General features: G+C 67.9%; 13 protein-coding genes. 9 read left to right on the forward strand and 4 right to left on the reverse strand.

Going from position 1 to position 17,546, the window contains the following annotated elements:
• Positions 1-115: 115 nt before the first annotated feature.
• Genes KPL78_RS05825 through KPL78_RS05835 form a run of 3 tightly spaced genes read right to left on the reverse strand, consistent with a single transcriptional unit; the run spans position 116 to position 3,583 of the window.
• Positions 116-403, reverse strand: a complete 288-nt coding sequence (locus KPL78_RS05825; RefSeq protein ID WP_219761984.1) for a hypothetical protein — start codon at positions 401-403, stop codon at positions 116-118.
• A gap of 13 nt (positions 404-416) precedes the next feature.
• Positions 417-1,823, reverse strand: coding sequence for an HlyD family type I secretion periplasmic adaptor subunit (locus KPL78_RS05830; RefSeq protein WP_219761985.1), 1,407 nt, complete (start codon positions 1,821-1,823; stop codon positions 417-419).
• The gene (locus tag KPL78_RS05835; RefSeq protein WP_219761986.1) at positions 1,820-3,583 is read right to left on the reverse strand and encodes a type I secretion system permease/ATPase; all 1,764 of its coding nucleotides are present in this window, start codon (positions 3,581-3,583) and stop codon (positions 1,820-1,822) included. Before KPL78_RS05835 ends, KPL78_RS05830 begins: the two co-directional genes overlap by 4 nt.
• A gap of 263 nt (positions 3,584-3,846) precedes the next feature.
• Between KPL78_RS05835 and KPL78_RS05840 the strand changes: the two genes are divergently transcribed.
• Positions 3,847-5,046: a glycosyltransferase family 2 protein gene (locus KPL78_RS05840; protein WP_219761987.1), complete on the forward strand. Its 1,200-nt coding sequence runs from the start codon at positions 3,847-3,849 to the stop codon at positions 5,044-5,046.
• Positions 5,047-5,422: 376 nt separating this feature from the next.
• Positions 5,423-6,400 (forward strand): N-acetyl-gamma-glutamyl-phosphate reductase, encoded by a 978-nt coding sequence (gene argC / locus KPL78_RS05845; protein WP_219761988.1) that lies wholly within the window; start codon positions 5,423-5,425, stop codon positions 6,398-6,400.
• A 118-nt stretch (positions 6,401-6,518) separates the two neighbouring features.
• Here the strand turns inward: argC and KPL78_RS05850 are convergent, their stop codons facing one another.
• Entirely contained in the window at positions 6,519-6,965 is a 447-nt protein-coding gene (locus KPL78_RS05850; protein WP_219761989.1) for a GtrA family protein, read from the reverse strand.
• Positions 6,966-7,228: 263 nt separating this feature from the next.
• Between KPL78_RS05850 and KPL78_RS05855 the strand changes: the two genes are divergently transcribed.
• The 7 genes from KPL78_RS05855 (at position 7,229) to KPL78_RS05885 (ending at position 17,542) form a co-directional block, all read left to right on the forward strand.
• Complete coding sequence (locus tag KPL78_RS05855; RefSeq protein ID WP_219761990.1) at positions 7,229-8,821, forward strand: ABC transporter substrate-binding protein; 1,593 nt, start codon at positions 7,229-7,231, stop codon at positions 8,819-8,821.
• Between the two features lie 189 nt (positions 8,822-9,010).
• Positions 9,011-10,609: an ABC transporter substrate-binding protein gene (locus KPL78_RS05860; RefSeq protein WP_219761991.1), complete on the forward strand. Its 1,599-nt coding sequence runs from the start codon at positions 9,011-9,013 to the stop codon at positions 10,607-10,609.
• A gap of 70 nt (positions 10,610-10,679) precedes the next feature.
• Positions 10,680-12,272 (forward strand): ABC transporter substrate-binding protein, encoded by a 1,593-nt coding sequence (locus tag KPL78_RS05865; protein WP_219761992.1) that lies wholly within the window; start codon positions 10,680-10,682, stop codon positions 12,270-12,272.
• Positions 12,273-12,286: 14 nt separating this feature from the next.
• The gene (locus KPL78_RS05870; RefSeq protein ID WP_219761993.1) at positions 12,287-13,873 is read left to right on the forward strand and encodes an ABC transporter substrate-binding protein; all 1,587 of its coding nucleotides are present in this window, start codon (positions 12,287-12,289) and stop codon (positions 13,871-13,873) included.
• A gap of 170 nt (positions 13,874-14,043) precedes the next feature.
• On the forward strand, positions 14,044-15,648 hold the full coding sequence (locus tag KPL78_RS05875) for an ABC transporter substrate-binding protein (RefSeq protein ID WP_219761994.1): 1,605 nt from the start codon (positions 14,044-14,046) through the stop codon (positions 15,646-15,648).
• Between the two features lie 23 nt (positions 15,649-15,671).
• Entirely contained in the window at positions 15,672-16,613 is a 942-nt protein-coding gene (locus KPL78_RS05880) for an ABC transporter permease (RefSeq protein ID WP_219761995.1), read from the forward strand.
• Complete coding sequence (locus KPL78_RS05885) at positions 16,613-17,542, forward strand: ABC transporter permease (protein ID WP_255568667.1); 930 nt, start codon at positions 16,613-16,615, stop codon at positions 17,540-17,542. Before KPL78_RS05880 ends, KPL78_RS05885 begins: the two co-directional genes overlap by 1 nt.
• The last annotated feature ends 4 nt before the right edge of the window (positions 17,543-17,546 follow it).

Genomic DNA, 17,546 nt, shown 5'->3' on the forward strand with positions numbered 1-17,546 from the left:
CCTGATCCCCTGAACGGTCTGTCGGGTGATTGGAGAGGCCCTGCCTTTCCAATCCGTCAGCGGTGTTCGCCGGCCGGACCTTTGGCTTGCGTGCGGAAGCGAAATCCTTCGCGCCTCAGCTCTGGAACCGGAACGCCCCGGGTGCCACGCCGTCGGCGGCCGGCGCCGCGGCCGTGCCCGGCTGCTGCGCGACCTGCGCGCGGACGCGATCCTCGATCTGCTTCAGCAGATTGCCCATGCCGTTCACCATCGACGGAAGCTGGGTCACCGGCACGCAGAGCAACGCGCAGGGCTGCGCCTTGCCGTCCGGTCCGGTCGTCGCCAGCGTGATGCGCGCGACCCCGTGCGCGACCTGCGCTTCGATGACGCCGTCGGCGAAGACGGTGGGGCGGTTCTCGGCCATGTGAGGATTTTTCCTATTGCTCGCGGAATGCGCGGGTGAAGCTGTCGCGGACGGGCTGCGTGATGTAACGCAGGAAAGAGCGTTCGCCGATCTGGATCATCGCCTCGACCGGCATGCCGGGGACCAGCTGGACCCCCTGCAACCTAGCGAGCTGTTCCTGATCGATCAGGATGTGTGCCCGATAGTAGGACTGGCGGGTACGGTCATCCAATGTCACGTCCTGTGCCACGAAGGTGACGTGTCCGTGAAGATACGGGACCAAGCGCTGCTTGAAGGCGGGCAGGCGCACCTCGGCCTGCAATCCGACATGCACGACGTCGATGTCATTGGGCTGGACGTTGACCTCGGCGATCAGCCGGTCGTGTGAGGGCACGAGGTCGAGCACCGGATCGCCGGGACGCACCACCGCACCGACGGTGAAGATGCGCAGGTTCAGCACCGTGCCGTCCTCGGGTGCCACGATGTCGCGGCGGACCGCGACGTCCTGGGCGGCGCGCAGGCGCTCCTCGACCTCGGCGAGGCGGGTGCGGACGTCGCGCCGTTCGGTCGCGACCTCCTGATGGCGCTGGCCGACGATGCTCGCGATGGTGCTGCGGGCTTCCTCGATCGCCTGGTTGGCACGTTCGAGCTGGCCTTGCAGATCCTCGCCCTGGCCTTCCAGCGCCGCGGCGGTGCGCTGCAGGGCGAGCAGCGTCGGCAGGCGCTGCAACCCCTGCTGCACCAGAACGCGCGTCATCTGCTCTTCCTGGCGGATCAGTTCGAGCTGCGAGCGCTGGGAGCGGAGCTGGCCGCTGGCGCCGGCGATGGTTGCCTCCTGCTGGCCGATCCGGGCCTCCTGCACCGCCACCTGGCCCTGGAGCGAGGCGCGCCGTGCCTCGAAGACGGCGGACTGGCCGGCCATGGCGTCCTCGGCGCGGGGCTCATGCGCGTTGCGCAGATCCTCGGGGAAGGTGATGGCCCGCGCGTCATCCAGCTCGGCGGCGAGGCGCGCATCCTGGGCCATCAGCGACCATCGCTGGCTGCGCAGCGTCTCGAGGTCCGATCCGGCGCGGATGTCGTCCAGCCGCATCAGCACCTGGCCGGCGCGAACGCGGTCGCCGTCGCGCACCATGATCTCGCGCACGATGCCGCCTTCGAGGTGCTGGATGGTGCGGCGGGTGCCTTCCACCTTGATCATGCCGGGGGCGATCGCGGCCTCGGAGAGCGGGGCGAAGGTGGACCAGGCCGCGAAGCTGCCGAAGAAGACAGCGATGACCGCGAAACCGAACAGCGTCGTGCTGCGCGTACGCGGGTGCTTCGGCAGGTCGGGCGCCTTGGGCGGGGCCAGCCGCAGGGAGGGCAGGCGCTCCTCGGGTTGCCGGACCAGATCCTGGTTCGCGGCGGGTGGCGGGGTCGCGGGGACTGGGGCGGGCGCGCTCATGCCTGGGCCTCGCTGCGTTCGATCTTCGCGGCGGGCGCGGGAATGGGCGTGGGCTGGGCGGGCTTCATGATCTTCTTCAGCACCTCGGCGCGTGGGCCGAACATCTCCACGGCGCCCTCGCGCATCAGCAGCACCTTCTCCACGCCCTGCACCAGCACCGGGCGGTGGGAAACGAGCACGACCGTCACCTGTCGGCGGCGTAGGTCCTGCAACGCGCGCAGCAGCGCGGCCTCGGAATCGCCGTCGAGGTTGGAGTTGGGCTCGTCGAGCACGATGAATTTCGGGTTGCCGAACATGGCGCGGGCCAGGCCGATCTGCTGGCGCTGGCCGCCCGACAGGTGCTGGCCGCCTTCGCCGATGTCGGTTTCATAGCCCTTGGGCAGGCGCAGGATCATGTCGTGCGCGCCGGCAAGCTTCGCTGCCTCATAGACCGCCTCGGGCGGGGCTTCGGCCATGCGGGCGATGTTATCGAAGACCGTGCCGTCGAAGAGTTCGACATCCTGCGGGAGGTAGCCGACATGGCGGCCGAAATCCTCGCGTTGCCAGGTGTGGACGTCGGCTCCGTCCAGCCGCACCGCGCCCGTGGTCGGCGCCAGCGTGCCGGTCAGCAGCCGGATCAGTGTGGTTTTGCCGGCGGCCGAGGGGCCGATGACCGCGAGGCTCTCACCCGGTTCGAGGGAGAAGGCGACCGCCTTGACCACTGCGACATTGGTGCCGGGGAACCCGTAGGTGACGCGCTCGACCGACAGCTTGCCGATGGGATCGGGCAGGGGCATGCCGGGCGGGCGCAGGCGCGGCAGGGTGAGGAAGGCCTGCAGCCGCTTCCAGGACTGGCGAGCCTGCACAAGCTGCTTCCAGCCGCCGATCATCTGTTCGACCGGTGCCAGCGCCCGGCCCATGATGATGGAGGCGGCAATCGAGGCACCCGAGGTCAGTTCCTGCCCGAGCACGAGATAGGCGCCGATGCCGAGGATCGCGATCTGGACCGCGAGCCGGCAGAACTTGGTGAAGGCGAGCAGCGGCGAGGCGCGGTCCATGGCGCGGTTCATCGGGCCGGTCATCTCGACCACGCCCATGCGCCAGCGCGCCATGACGGCGGGCAGCATGCCCATGCTGTCGATCACCTCGGCGTTGCGGACGATGGATTCCGCGCGGCGCTGGCTGCCCATGGCGGCCGTATTGGCCTCCCGCAGCAGCTTCGAGGTGGCGAATTCGTTGAAGATGGTCAGGCCCAGCAGCAGCGCCGCGCCGACCAGCGCGACGACGCCGAGCAGCGGATGCAGCAGGAAGATGACCGCCAGATAGACTGGCACCCAGGGGACGTCATAGAGCGACAGCGCGCCGGGGGAGGCGATGAAGCCGCGGCAGGTGGCGAGGTCGCGCAGCGCCTCCATCCGGTAGGGCCGGCCGCGGAGCTGGCTTTCGACGGCGCGGGCGAAGCCTTCGGGTGCGACCGTCTCCTCCACCCAGGCGCCGACGCGCTGCATGATGCGCGAGCGGGCGGCCTCGAGCAGCGCGAGCAGGCCGACGGCGGCGATGGCGATCAGTGTCAGGTAGAGCAGGGTGTTCAGGTTCCGCGTGGCGAGCACGCGGTCGAAGACCTGCATCATGTAGAGCGAGACGGTGAGCTGCAGCCCGTTGACGACGCCCGAGAAGACGCCGACGGCCATGAATTGCGACCGACAGGCCCGGACGGCGCGCGCGAGCGGCGTGTCGGCAGGCTTGCCCTCGCCAAGGAGGACCCTGGGATCAACCGCCATAGGTTCGTGCCTTCGTTCCTGCTGCCATGGGCGCACCCCTACCGTGCGGCAGATGCCCGATCGGGATGCCGCGATACTCCAAGGAATGCAAATCCCGGCCAGGGACATTTCCATGCATTCCAACCGGCCGGGCCGGGTAGAAGATGACAAGCCATGAAGTTCGGTTGCGGGATAGCGCCATTTCGTGACGCTATCACGGCGCTATTGCCGGAGTGTAACGCGGAACCGTTTCTCGATGGGTTCGAAAAGGGGACTGGTCACCGATGGATCGGGTGGAGACGCGGGACAATGACGCGGGCGGCGCGCCGCCGGGCCTCGAACTCACCATCCTGATGCCCTGCCTGAACGAGGCGGAGACGCTTGGCACCTGCGTGCGCAAGGCCATGGGTTACCTGGCGCGCAGCGGTATCGCCGGGGAAGTTCTGGTGGCCGACAACGGCAGTACCGACGGCAGCCAGGCGATCGCCGAGGGGCTCGGCGCGCGAGTGGTCGCGGTGCCGGCGCGTGGCTACGGTGCCGCGCTGATCGCCGGCATCGCTGCGGCGCGCGGGCGCTTCGTCATCATGGGCGACAGCGACGATTCCTACGATTTCACCGATCTCGATGCCTTCGTCGCCAAGCTGCGGGACGGGTATGCGCTGGTTATGGGCAACCGCTTCCGGGGCGGGATCAGGCCGGGGGCGATGCCGGCGCTGCACCGCTACCTCGGCAATCCGGTGCTCTCGACCATTGGGCGGGTCTTCTTCGGCGCCCCGGTGCGCGACTTCCATTGCGGGCTGCGCGGCTTCGACCGCGACGCGATCCGCGCGCTCGACCTGCGCGCGCCGGGGATGGAATTCGCCTCGGAGATGGTGGTGAAGGCGACGGTGCAGGGGCTGCGCATCACCGAGGTGCCGACGACGCTGTCCCCGGACGGACGTTCGCGGCCGCCGCATCTGCGGTCCTGGCGCGACGGCTGGCGGCATCTGCGCTTCCTGCTGGTGTTCTGCCCGCGCTGGCTGTTCCTCTATCCGGGCGGGGCGCTGTTCCTGGCGGGGCTGGTCGCCACGGCGCTGCTGCTGCCGGGGCCGCTGCATGTCGGGTCGGTGACCTTCGACGTGCATACGCTGCTCTATGGGGCGGGGGCGGTGATCATGGGGTTCCAGGCGGTGCAGTTCTGGGCCTTCGCGCAGCTCTATGGCGCCCAGCAAGGCGTGGTGCCGGAGGAGAAGCGGCTGACCGCCCTGCTGGCGCGCTTCGGGTTGGAGCCTGCGCTGATCGTCGCCGGGCTGCTGGTGCTGGCGGGGCTGGGGCTCGGCGTGGCGGCGGTGGCGCTCTGGGGGGCGCAGCGCTTCGGGCCGCTGGAAGGGATGGGCGCGATGCGCATGGCGATCGCCTCGGTGACATCCATGGTGCTGGGCCTGCAGATGGCGTTCGGGGCATTCTTCGTGGCACTTCTGGGGATGATGCGGGCAGGGGGGTGACGGCGGCACCGCGTAGGATTCTGCCGCTGGTCGGGACGATCCCGCGTTATCCACCGCCCGGGCGCCGCGAGGTTCTGCTCGTGAACCTATCAGCCGGAAACTTCCGGGATGGGTGCCCGGCAGGCATTCCGCTTGACGATCCCTGTGGGTAGCGACAGTGTCGAAGGAGATGCTCAGGAACCGGAGCCTTGGTGACCGACGCCGCTGCACCCCAGCGGCGGCTCTTCGGGCTGCGCGTCGATCAGCGTCCTTTCGCGTGGTGTCAGCCTCACTGTAGGTCCCACGCGCCGGAGCGGCCTCGACCCGCCTTCCTGAACCCCCGCAGCCCCCGGCTCCGGGGGTTTTCTTTTGCCCGAACCCCAGAAGGACAACCATCATGACCATCCGCGTCGGCATTGTCGGCATCAGCGGTTTCGGCGGCGGCGAGGCGATGCGCCTCGTCGCGAGCCATCCGTCGTTCGAGCTCGTCTACGCCGCGGGCGAGGGCAGCGCCGGCAGCCGTCTGGCGGACCGCTTCCCTGGCGTGCCGGCCAGGCTGGCCGACCTCGTGATCGAGAAGTGGGACCCTGCCACCCTGCCGAAGCTCGACCTGCTATTCGCCTCACTGCCCACGGGCGCCTCGGCCGAGGCGCTGGCGCGCGTCCCCGCGGGCACGAAGATCGTCGATATCGGCGGCGACCACCGCTACGTCGAAGGCTGGGCCTACGGCCTGGCCGATGTCTGGCCCGACCGGATCGCGGGGCAGAGCCGCATTGCCAATCCCGGCTGCTTCCCCGCGGCGGTGCTGACCGCGCTGGCGCCGCTGCTGGCCAATGGGCTGGTCGAGCCGGGCAACATCGTGATCGATGCCAAGACCGGCATTTCCGGCGCCGGCCGGGGCGGCGGCGACAGCCGGTTCGGCTATGCCGAGAGCAACGAGAACCTGGTGCCCTACGGCCTGCTCAGACATGTCCACATGCCCGAGATGGCCACGACCATCCAGCGGCTGAGCGGCGGCAGCGCGGATGGGCTGGTGTTCACGCCGCATCTGGTGCCGATGACCCGCGGCGTGCTGGCCACGATCTACTGCCGCGGCCGGGCGACCACGGAACACTGCCTGGACGCGGCGCGGCGCTTCTATGCCGGGCGGGCCTTCGTGCGGGTGACCGACAGGCCGCCGCAGACCAGATGGGCGACCGGGTCGAACCTCGCCTTCGTCAGCTATGCGGCCGATCCGGAGCGCAACCTGGTGATTGCGATGGGCGTGGTCGACAATCTCGGCAAGGGAGCCGCCGGACAGGCGGTGCAGAATGCGAATCTGATCTGCGGCCTGCCGGAAACCGCGGGGCTGGACAGCGCCCCAGTCTGGCCATGATGAGGGCGGGCTTCCAGGCCCGCCATGCAATCTGCTTCGGCGGTCCGCCTGATCTGGTTCAGCGTCAGCAGGAGGCGGTATGGTCCGACCGGCCCCTCGGGGGGGCTGCGATCCGCCGTCAGCCCCGGAAGACCAGCCGGCGCGACAGGATGAAGTTGGTGAACATGCCAGCGATCGACCCGGCCGCGACACCCAGGATCGGATGCGCCGCGACCGTGGCGACCGTCGCGACCAGCACCGCGTAGGTACCGTAGTTCAGCGCGAAGCCAATCAGGTTCACCACCACGAACAGCGCCCATTGTCGATGTACCGGCCCCGAGCCTTTTCCACGGAAGGTCCAGGCCCGGTTCAGCGCCCAGGTCGCCGTCGCCGCGGCGACATAGGAGATGGCGCGCCCGAGATAGAGCCCCGCACCCAGCGCGATGGCACCGTAGAGCACCCCGGAATCGACCAGGAAACCGATGGTGCCGACCACGCCGAAGCGCAGAAATTCCTGCGCCAGGGCCGCGCGTTCGGCGCCCAGCAGGTGCCTGAGCACCGGACCGATGAGGGGGATGTCCACCATGCGGCGCGGTTTAGGGCGCCCGGGGCGGCTTGCCCAGCCGCCCTTGGAGACCCTTTGAGAATGCGCCATGCGGCGCATTCTCGATGCCGGCACCGGCCCGCACCCCAACCGGCCATCTATCCAGGGTACTGCCGTTGGGTAGCCGGGTGGGGGTGCGGGCCGGTGCCGGCATTCTCAAACGGGCCCTTACCGATCGGTATCTGGATTGCGCATGGACGGGGCGTTAGGCTGCGGTCAGCTTCACCAAACGGAGAACGTCCCGAATGTTCCGACGCGACCTGCTGGCCGGCGCCGCCGCTGCCATGGCCCTGCCGCGTTTCGCCATCGCGCAGCCGGCCGCCGCGCGCACGCTGCGCTACGTGCCGCACGCCAACCTGCCGAACATCGACCCCTTCACCAACACGGCCTTCATCGCCCGCGACCATGCCTTCCTGGTCTATGATCAGCTGTACGGCATGAACGACAAGTTCGAGCCGGTGCCGCAGATGGCCCAGGGCCATGTCGTGGAGAATGACGGCCTGCTGTGGCGCTTCACCCTGCGCGAGGGACTGAAGTTCCATGATGGCTCCCCGGTGCGCGGGCGGGACTGCATCGCCTCGATCAAGCGGTGGGGCCGCCGTGACGCCTTCGGGCAGGAGCTGATGGCCCGCGTCGCCGACATGACCGAGGAGAGCGACCGCGTCTTCTCGATCAAGCTCAACAAGCCCTTCGCCAAGATGATCGAGGCTTTCTCGAAGGTCACGACCTCCTGCCTGTTCATCATGCCGGAGCGGCTGGCGAACGTTGATCCCTTCACCAACCTCGCCGAGGCGGTGGGATCCGGCCCCTACCGCTTCGTGCAGAATGAGTGGGTTCCGGGGTCGAGCGTCGTCTACGTCAAGAATCCCGACTATGTGCCGGTGCCGAACGGCACGCCGTCCATGACGGCCGGCCCGAAGATCGTCCATTTCGACCGCGTCGAGTGGAAGATCATCCCCGATGCCTCGACCGCCGCGGCCGCCCTGCAATCGGGCGAGATCGACTGGTGGGAGCAGCCGACCGCCGACCTGTTCCCGCTGGTCGCGCGCAACCGGAACATCACCGTCGATGTCATCAACGCGACGGGGCTGATCGGCATCTTCCGCCCGAACCACCTGACCAAGCCCTTCGACAACCCCGCGGTGCGCCGCGCGGTCGTCACCGCGGTCAATCAGATGGACTTCATGACCGCGGTGATCGGTGAAGCGACCGTCCCCGGCTACCAGACGCTGCGGCGGGAGAATATCGGCTACTTCGCGCCGGAATCGCCGTCTGCCTCCACCGTCGGGCTCGATCGGCTGAAGAAGTCGATCGACGCCGCGCGGGCCGAGTTGCAGGCCGCCGGTGCGATGGGCTCGAAGCTCGTCCTGCTGAATGCGACCGACCTCGCCTCGATCAATGCCTCGGCGCAGGTGGGCGCGGACCTGTTCACCCGCATGGGCTTCAACGTGGAGATGGTCGCGGCCGACTGGGGCACGGTGGTCGCGCGGCGTGCGAGCAAGAACCCGCTGGAACAGGGTGGCTGGTCGGGCTTCTTTACCTTTTGGTCGGGCGTCGACCACTGGAACCCGGCGAGCCATGCCTCGATCCGCGGCAATGGCGCGAATGCCTGGCCCGGCTGGCCGACCATTCCGGCCCTCGAGGCCCAGCGCAACGCTTGGTTCGATGCCCCCGACGAAGCCGCAGCCAAGGCCGCGACGACCGAGATGCAGCGCATCGCCTTCGACGAAGTGCCCTACGTCCCGACCGGCATGTACTACCAGCCGACAGCGCACCGGAAGCTCGAGGGCATCCTGAAGGGCCAGCCGCCACTGTTCTGGAACGTCCGCCGGGGCTGACCGGCGGGCCGCCGCGCGAGGCAGCCCCTTGCGCGGCACCGGGCGATGTGGCCAGAACACCGGCCGCGCCAGAGCAGATTCCTTCCGGCTGGAACCAGCCGGGCAGGGGATGAGGCTCGCTTACCCTGATTGCCGGAGCGGTCGCCGTTCGCGCAGGCGGCATCGGATCGCGATGGCCCGGAGGATCGCATGCAGCGACGCCACCTTCTCGCCGGCATTGCCACCGGCGCACTCGGCGGTCTGCCGGGGAGGGCCGCGCTGGGGCAGGGGACGGCGAATGCCTCGAAGCTGCTGCGCTTCGTGCCGCAGGCGGATCTTGCTGCACTCGATCCGATCGTCACCACGGCCAATGTCTCGCGCAACCATGGCTTTGCGGTGTGGGACACGCTCTACGGCTTCAACCAGGATTTCGAGCCCGAGCCCCAGATGGCCGAGGGCCACAATGTCGACACCGATGGCAAGCGGGTTTCGATCCGTCTGCGTGAGGGACTGAAGTTCCACGATGGCGAGCCGGTCCGCGCGCAGGACTGCATCGCCTCGATCCGTCGTTGGGCGGCGCGCGATCCGATCGGTCAGCAATTGCTGCCGCGCATCGAGGAGATGTCGGCCGCCGACGACCGGACCATCGTGCTGCGGCTGTCCAGGCCCTTTCCGTTGCTGTTCCACGCGCTGGGCAAGCCTTCGGCACCAGTTTGCTTCATCATGCCCGAGCGCCTGGCCGAGACCGAGCCGACGCGGGCGGTAAGCGAGATCATCGGCAGCGGACCGTTTCGCTTCCTGCCGGACGAGCGAATCCCGGGTCGGCGCGTCGCCTATGAGCGGTTCGCGGATTACCTTCCTCGGCCCGAAGGCGTGCCGACCTGGACGGCGGGACCCAAGCGCGCGGAATTCGACCGCGTCGAGTGGCACATCAAGCCCGACGCGCAGGCGGCGGCCGAATCGCTGGAAGCCGGCGATGTCGACTGGTGGGAAAATCCGACCGTCGCGCTGCAGACGAGCCTGCGGCGCAACCGCAACGTGGTGATGGAAATTCTCGACCCCACCGGGTTGATCGGCATCGCGCGCTTCAATGCCCTGCATCCTCCCTTCAACAACCCCGCCATCCGGCGGGCCCTGCTGGGCGCGGTGGACCAGGCCGCGTACATGACCGCGGTGATCGGCGCCGACCGCAGCCTGTGGCGCGACGATGTCGGCATCTTCCCGCCCGGCACGCCCTTCGCGAGTGACGAGGGCATGGGCGTGCTGGACGGCGCGCGTGACTACGACAAGGTGAAGCGCGAGATCACCGAGGCAGGCTATGCCGGGGAGAAGGTGGTGCTGCTCGCGGCCACCGATTTCCCGACGCTTGCCGCGCTGGCCGAGACGGGGGCCGAGATGCTCCGCCGCGTCGGCATGGAGGTCGAGACCGTCGCGGCGCCATGGAACGAGATCGTCCAGCGCCGCGCACGACGCACCCCGCCCGCCGAAGGCGGCTGGAGCATGTTCTTCACCACCTGGAGCGGCATCGACATCATGACGCCTGGCGTCAACCAGGCGCTGCGCGGCACCGGCGATCGCGCCTGGTTCGGCTGGCCGACCCTGCCGCGCCTCGAGGAACTGCGCGGTCAGTGGTTCGATGCACCCGACCTCGATGCGCAGAAGAAACTGGCGCGCGAGATCCAGGCCGAGGCGCTGCGCGAGGCGCCCTACCTACCTCTTGGGCAGTATTTTCAGGCTACTGCCTATCGACGCGGCATCTCCGGCATGCTTCGCGGGCTGCCGCTGTTCTGGAACATTCACAAGGCCTGATCCATGGCTTGCCGATCGGCGCACCGGCTGTTCTGATGCGCCACATATCAAGAGGCTCGGGAGACTAGACATGAACCGCCGTGACCTGCTGAGGGCCACCGCTGCCGCGGGGGCCGCCTCGGCCTTTCCGCGTTTTGCGACTGCCCAGGCCCCGCAGAATCGCGTCCTGAAGATGGTGCCCCAGGCGAATCTGACGAGCCTGGACCCGATCTGGACGACCGCGAACATCACCCGCAACCACGGGCACATGATCTACGACAGCCTCTATGGCCTCGACGCGAACTTCGCGCCGCAGCCGCAGATGGCCGAGGGCCATGTGGTGGAGAATGACGGCAAGACCGTCACCATCACGCTGCGCCAGGGGCTGAAGTTCCACGACGGCGAACCGGTGCGCGCGCAGGACGCGGTGCCTTCGATCAATCGCTGGATGAAGCGCAACCCCTTCGGACAGAAGCTCGGCACGGTGGTCGAGACGCTCACGGTGGTCGATGATCGCCGCCTGCGCTTCACGCTGAAGAGGCCGTTTCCGCTGCTGTTCAAGGCGCTGGGGCAGGTGTCGAACAGCCCGGCCTTCATCATGCCGCAGCGCCTCGCCGAGACCGATCCCTTCCAGCAGGTGCGCGAGGCGATCGGGTCCGGCCCCTTCAAGTTCAAGGCCGACGAGTTCAACTCCGGCAGCCTCGTCGTCTATGAGAAGTTCGCCGACTACGTGCCCACGCCCAACGGCACGCCAAGCCTGACCGCGGGCCCCAAGATCGTCCATTTCGACCGCGTCGAGTGGAACATCATCACCGATGCCTCCACCGCCGCGGCGGCGCTGCAGACCGGCGAGATCGACTGGTACGAGCAGCCCCCGCCCGAGATCCAGATGCTGCTGAAGCGCAACCGCGGCATCTCGATCGAGGCGATCGACCCGCTGCCGCTGACCGGCATCATGCGCTTCAACCACCTGCACGCGCCCTTCAACGACAAGAAGATGCGCCAGGCCATCCTTCCGGCGATCAGTCAGGAGGACTTCATGCAGGCGGTGGTCGGGACCGATGCCTCGATCTACCGCACGGGCGTCGGGCTGTTCACGCCGGGCACGCCGCTCGCCAACGATGCGGGGATGGAGGCCCTGACCGGTCCGCGCAGCATCGATCGCGCCAAGGCCCTGATGCGCGAGGCGGGCTATACCAACCAGCTCATGCGCCTGATCGGGCCGACCGACATCCTCGCGCCGTCTGCGATGACTCAGGTCGGTGCGGATCTGGTGCGGCGGCTCGGCTTCAATGCCGATATCGCGCTGTCGGACTGGGGCACGACGGTGACGCGCCGCGCCTCGCGCGAGCCGGTGGCCCGCAATGGCTGGTCGATGCTGTTCACGTCCTTCTCCTCGGTCGATTTCTCCGACCCCGCGGCGCATTTCCCGATGCGCGGCAACGGGGCGAATGCGTGGTTCGGTTGGCCGACCGTGCCGAAGCTCGAGGAATTGCGCGATGCCTGGTTCGACGCGCCAGACCTTGCGACCGAACAGCGTCTGGCACGCGAGATGCAAACCGTCGCCATGGATGAAGTGCCCTATGTTCCGGTCGGCGCCTACCTGTCGATGACGGCGATCAAGAAGAACCTGACCGGGCGTGTGCCGGGTCTCGCCATCTTCTGGAACATCCGGCGGTCGTAAGGAGAGCATGTCACATGGAGCGTAGGACTTTTCTGGGCGGCGCCGCTGGCGCCGCCGCGGCTGGCTTTGCTGCGCCGGCGCTGTCGCAGGGATCGGTGGCGCGCACGCTGCGCGTCATCCCGCAGGCGAACCTGACGAGCCTCGATCCGGTCTGGACCACGGCCGTCGTCACCCGCAACAACGCCTTCATGATCTACGACCAGCTCTGTGCGCAGGATGCCGCGGGCGAGATCAAGCCGCAGATGGCCGAAGGCTGGGATGTGTCGCAGGATGGCCTCACCTGGATCTTCACGCTGCGGGACGGGCTGTTCTTCCATGACGGCGAGAAGGTGCTGGCGAAGGATTGCGTCGCCTCCATCGACCGCTGGCGCAAACGCGATCCCTTCATGCAGGTGCTGTGGCCGAATGTCGCGGCGGTCGAGGCGATGGACGATCGCAAGTTCCGCTTCCGCCTGCACAAGCCGACGCCGCTGATCCTGATGGCGCTGGGCCAGACGCAGTTCCCCTGCTTCATCATGCCCGAGCGCATCGCGCAGACCGATGCCTTCCAGCAGATCCGCGACACCGTCGGGTCCGGCCCGTTCAAGTTCGTCCGCGACGAGTGGAACCCCGGCCAGCGTGCCGTCTGGGCGAAGAACGAGCGCTACGTGCCGCGGCAGGAAGCCGTCGATGGCCTGGCCGGCGGCCGGGTGCCGAAGATCGACCGCATCGAGTGGACGATCATCACCGACCCCGCCACCAGCGGCAACGCCATGGCACAGGGCGAGCAGGATTACTGGGAGTACCCGCTGCACGACCTGTTGCCGATGCTGCGCCGTTCGCGTGGCGTGGTGGTGGAACAGCGTCTGCTCGACGGCACCTATGGCGTGTGCCGGTTCAATACGCTGCAGCCGCCTTTCAACAATCCGGCGATCCGCCGCGCCGTGGCCATGGCGGTCGACCAGCGCGACTATCTGCGCGCAGTCGCCGGTGACGATCCCGCCGGCTGGGGCGTCTGCGAGGGCGTCTTCACCTGCGGCACGGCGCTCGCCAACGAAGTGGGCAGCGACGCCCTCAAGACCCACAACATCGAGCGCGCCAAGCAGGCACTCGCCGCGGCCGGCTACAACGGTGAGAAGGTGGTGCTGATCGCGCCGGGCGACTATCCGCAGATCAACACGCTGTCGCTCGTCACCGCCGACGTGATCCGGCGCCTGGGGATGAACCTGGAATTCGTCTCGGCCGACTGGGGTACGGTGATTCAGCGCCGCGCGAGTAAGGAGCCTGTCGAGCGTGGCGGGTGGTCGATCTTCCACACCACCTCCTCCGGCCAGTCGCTGTCGCTGCCGGTGTTCAACCTGTTCCTGCGGGCCAATGGGCCCAATGCCTGGTTCGGCTGGCCGGACGTGCCGGAAGTCGAGCGTCTGCGCGCCGAATGGGTGGAGAAGGGCGGCGACCCGGCCGAGAGCAAGCGCATCGCCGAGGCGCTGAACCGGGAGGCGATGCAGTCGATGTATTACATCCCGCTCGGCTTCTACTGGCAGCCATCGGCCTGGGCGCGGAACGTGACCGGCGTTTTCCGGGCCCCCGCGACCGTGTTCTGGAACATCGGCAAGAGCTGACCCGGCTTTGGCACGGCCTGTGCTGCATTGCAGCCAGGCCGCGCGCGGGATCGCGAGGCCGGGCCGGAATACCCGACCCGAGGCGCTGTTCCGGCGCCCAAAATTGATGCAATGTGACTTGGAACCGGGCAAACGAGGCGATGCCCGGATCGAAAGCAGGGAGACGGTGAATGGACCGCAGGAGTTTCCTCAGGGCGGGTGCCGGGGTCGCGGCGATAGGCGCTTCGGGCGGCGTCGCCGCGCCGGCGCTGAGCCAGGGTGCCAATGCGCGCACCCTGCGCTTCGTGCCGCAGGCGAACCTCGCGAATTTCGACCCGATCTGGGGCACGCAGTATGTTGTGCGCAACGCCTCGGCGATGGTGTGGGACACGCTGTACGGCGTCGACGACAAGCTCGATCCGAAGCCCCAGATGGTCGAGGGGGAGACGGTCTCCCCGGATGGACTGACCTGGACCTTCAAGCTGCGGTCCGGCCTGAAGTTCCATGACGGCGAACCGGTGCTCGCGAAGGATGTGGTCGCCTCGATCACGCGCTGGATGCCGCGCGACCCGATGGGTCAGATGTTGCGCGCGATCCAGAAGGAACTGGTCGCGGTCGACGACACCACCTTCCGCTGGGTGCTCGGCCGCCCCTATCCGAAGCTGAAATATGCGCTCGGCAAGACCAACACGCCGATCTGCTTCATCATGCCGGAACGGATCGCGACGAAGTTCGATCCCTTCACCCAGATCACCGAATATGTCGGCTCTGGCCCGATGCGCTTCGTGCAGGGCGAATGGGTGCCGGGCGCGAGCGCGGTCTTCGCGAAGTTCGACCAGTATGTCCCGCGCCAGGAGGCGGCGAACTGGCTGTCCGGCGGCAAGCGCATCCTGGTCGATCGCGTCGAGTGGAAGGTGATGCCCGACCCGGCGACGGCCGCCGCCGCGCTGCAGAACGGCGAGGTCGACTGGTGGGAGAACCCGATCAGCGACCTGATCCCGCTGATGCGCCGCAATCGCAACATCGCCGTCGACATCGCCGACCCGCTGGGCAACATCGGCAGCTTCCGGATGAACCACCTGCACGCGCCCTTCAACTCGAAGAAGGTGCGTCAGGCGGTGCTCGCGGCGATGAGCCAGGAGGACTACATGCGCGCGATCGTCGGCAATGACGATGCGCTGTGGAAGCCGCTGCCGGGCTTCTTCACCCCCGGTACGCCGGGCTACACCGAGGCCGGCGGGGACATCCTCAAGGGGCCGCGCAACCTCGACCTCGCGAAGCGGCTGCTGGCGGAAGGCGGGTATTCGGGCCAGCCGGTGATCTGCGTCGTCGCGCAGGACCAGCCCATCACCAAGGCGCAGGGCGACATCACGGCCGACCTGCTCAAGCGCATGGGCATGAATGTCGACTTCATCGCGACCGACTGGGGCACGACCGGCCAGCGCCGCGCCATGAAGAACCCGCCGGACCAGGGCGGGTGGAGCATGTTCCACACCTGGCACGCCGGCGCCGACTGCGTGAACCCGGCCGCCTACAACGCGCTGCGCGCAAACGGCCAGACCGCCTGGTTCGGCTGGCCCGATTCGCCGGCAGTCGAGGCCGGCGTGAACGAATGGTTCGCCGCGCCGGATGCGCCTGCCGAGAAGGCGGCGATGGACAAGATCAACGCGGCGGCGATGGACGATGTCGTCTATGCGCCGACCGGCTTCTTCCTCGGCTACACTGCCTGGCGCCGCAACGTCAGTGGTATTGCCAAGGGGCCATTGCCCTTCTTCTGGGGCGTCTCGAAGTCCTGATGAGCTGATAGGTATCCGCGATCATGTTCGCTTATGTCGTCCGGCGCGTCCTGGCCACCATCCCGGTGATGGCCATCGTTGCGCTTTTCGTCTTTAGTCTCCTCTACATCGCGCCGGGCGACCCGGCGGCGGTGATCGCGGGTGATCAAGCCACCCCCGAGGATGTCGAACGCATCCGGCAGAGCCTCGGCCTCGACCGCCCCTATCTGGTGCGGTTCGGGTCCTGGGTCTTCGACATCCTGCGCGGCGATCTCGGCGTGTCGATCTTCACCAACCTGCCGGTGCTGACGATGATCCAGCAGCGCGTCGAACCGACGCTGTCGCTGATGGTCGTCACGCTGATCCTCGCCATCACCATCGCTGTGCCGATGGGCGTGGTGGCGGCGTGGAAGGTCGGGACCTGGGTCGACAACTTTGTGATGAGCTTCGCGGTGCTGAGCTTCTCGGTGCCGGTCTTCGTGGTGGGCTACCTGCTCGCCTACATCTTCGCACTCGAACTCGATTGGCTGCCGGTGCAGGGGTATACGAGCATATCGCAGGGCGTCGGACCCTGGCTCGAGAACCTGATCCTGCCGGCCATCGCGCTGGGTTCGGTCTATATCGCGCTGATCGCGCGCATCACCCGCGCGAGCATGCTGGAAGTGCTGCAACAGGACTACATCCGCACGGCGCGCGCCAAGGGCGCGGGCCAACGGTCCATCCTGTTCCTGCACGCGCTGAAGAATGCGGCCGTTCCGATCGTGACCGTCATCGGCATCGGCGTCGCGCTGCTGATCGGCGGCGCCGTCGTGACCGAGAGCGTCTTCGCGATCCCCGGCCTCGGCCGCCTGACGGTCGACGCGATCCTGCGGCGCGACTATCCGGTCATCCAGGGCGTGGTGCTGCTGTTCAGCTTCGTCTACGTGCTGGTCAATCTCGTGATCGACCTTCTCTACACCCTCTTCGACCCGAGGATCCGGTACTGATGGCCTCCGCTTCCGTCCTTACCCCCGGCGAGGTGTCGCCGGCCACGGTCACCGCCGCCAAGCCGATGCCGGACATCATGCCGCCGGTGAAGGTTCGTCGCGGCCTGCTGGGCTTCGCCTACCGCCATCCCACCATCGCGGTGGGCGGAACCATCGTGCTGCTGCTGATCCTGATGGCGATCTTCGCGCCCTATCTGGGCACGGTGGACCCGACCGCGCTGGCGCCCGCGCGCCGCACGCGCGAGCCTTCGGCGCAATACTGGTTCGGCACCGACATGCTGGGCCGCGACGTCTATTCGCGCGTGATCTACGGCGCGCGCGTCTCGCTCATCGTCGGCTTCGCGGTCGCCTTCTTCGCCTCGATCGTCGGGCTCGCCATCGGCCTGGTCTCGGGCTTCGTGCGCTGGGCCGACGGCATCATCATGCGCGTCATGGACGGGCTGATGTCGATCCCGTCCATCCTGCTCGCCATCGCGCTGATGGCGCTGACCCGCGGGTCGGTCGGCAACGTCATCCTGGCCATCACGGTCGCGGAGATTCCGCGCGTCTCGCGCCTGGTGCGCGGCGTGGTGCTGTCGCTGCGCGAACAGCCCTATGTCGATGCGGCGGTAGCGTCGGGCACCAAGGCGCCGGTCATCATCTGGCGTCACATCCTGCCCAACACCATCGCGCCGATGACGGTGCAGGCGACCTATGTCTGCGCCTCGGCCATGATCGTGGAATCGATCCTGTCCTTCATCGGCGCCGGCACGCCGCCGATCATCCCGTCCTGGGGCAACATCATGGCCGAGGGCCGGGCCCTGTGGCAGGTGAAGCCCTACATCGTGTTCTTCCCCGCCGTCTTCCTGTCGGTCGCCGTGCTCGCGGTGAACCTGCTCGGCGACGGGCTGCGCGATGCGCTCGACCCGCGCATGGCCAAGAGGATCTGACCTG

Source organism: Roseomonas alba (genome assembly GCF_019430885.1).
Taxonomy (GTDB): Bacteria; Pseudomonadota; Alphaproteobacteria; order Acetobacterales; family Acetobacteraceae; genus Neoroseomonas; species Neoroseomonas alba.

Excerpts from the sequence above, each read along its gene's own strand:
- KPL78_RS05825 (WP_219761984.1), bottom strand. The coding sequence starts at position 403 with ATGGCCGAGAACCGCCCCACCGTCTTCGCCGACGGCGTCATCGAAGCG.
- KPL78_RS05830 (WP_219761985.1), bottom strand. The coding sequence starts at position 1,823 with ATGAGCGCGCCCGCCCCAGTCCCCGCGACCCCGCCACCCGCCGCGAAC.
- KPL78_RS05835 (WP_219761986.1), bottom strand. The coding sequence starts at position 3,583 with ATGGCGGTTGATCCCAGGGTCCTCCTTGGCGAGGGCAAGCCTGCCGAC.
- KPL78_RS05840 (WP_219761987.1), top strand. The coding sequence starts at position 3,847 with ATGGATCGGGTGGAGACGCGGGACAATGACGCGGGCGGCGCGCCGCCG.
- argC (WP_219761988.1), top strand. The coding sequence starts at position 5,423 with ATGACCATCCGCGTCGGCATTGTCGGCATCAGCGGTTTCGGCGGCGGC.
- KPL78_RS05850 (WP_219761989.1), bottom strand. The coding sequence starts at position 6,965 with ATGGTGGACATCCCCCTCATCGGTCCGGTGCTCAGGCACCTGCTGGGC.
- KPL78_RS05855 (WP_219761990.1), top strand. The coding sequence starts at position 7,229 with ATGTTCCGACGCGACCTGCTGGCCGGCGCCGCCGCTGCCATGGCCCTG.
- KPL78_RS05860 (WP_219761991.1), top strand. The coding sequence starts at position 9,011 with ATGCAGCGACGCCACCTTCTCGCCGGCATTGCCACCGGCGCACTCGGC.
- KPL78_RS05865 (WP_219761992.1), top strand. The coding sequence starts at position 10,680 with ATGAACCGCCGTGACCTGCTGAGGGCCACCGCTGCCGCGGGGGCCGCC.
- KPL78_RS05870 (WP_219761993.1), top strand. The coding sequence starts at position 12,287 with ATGGAGCGTAGGACTTTTCTGGGCGGCGCCGCTGGCGCCGCCGCGGCT.
- KPL78_RS05875 (WP_219761994.1), top strand. The coding sequence starts at position 14,044 with ATGGACCGCAGGAGTTTCCTCAGGGCGGGTGCCGGGGTCGCGGCGATA.
- KPL78_RS05880 (WP_219761995.1), top strand. The coding sequence starts at position 15,672 with ATGTTCGCTTATGTCGTCCGGCGCGTCCTGGCCACCATCCCGGTGATG.
- KPL78_RS05885 (WP_255568667.1), top strand. The coding sequence starts at position 16,613 with ATGGCCTCCGCTTCCGTCCTTACCCCCGGCGAGGTGTCGCCGGCCACG.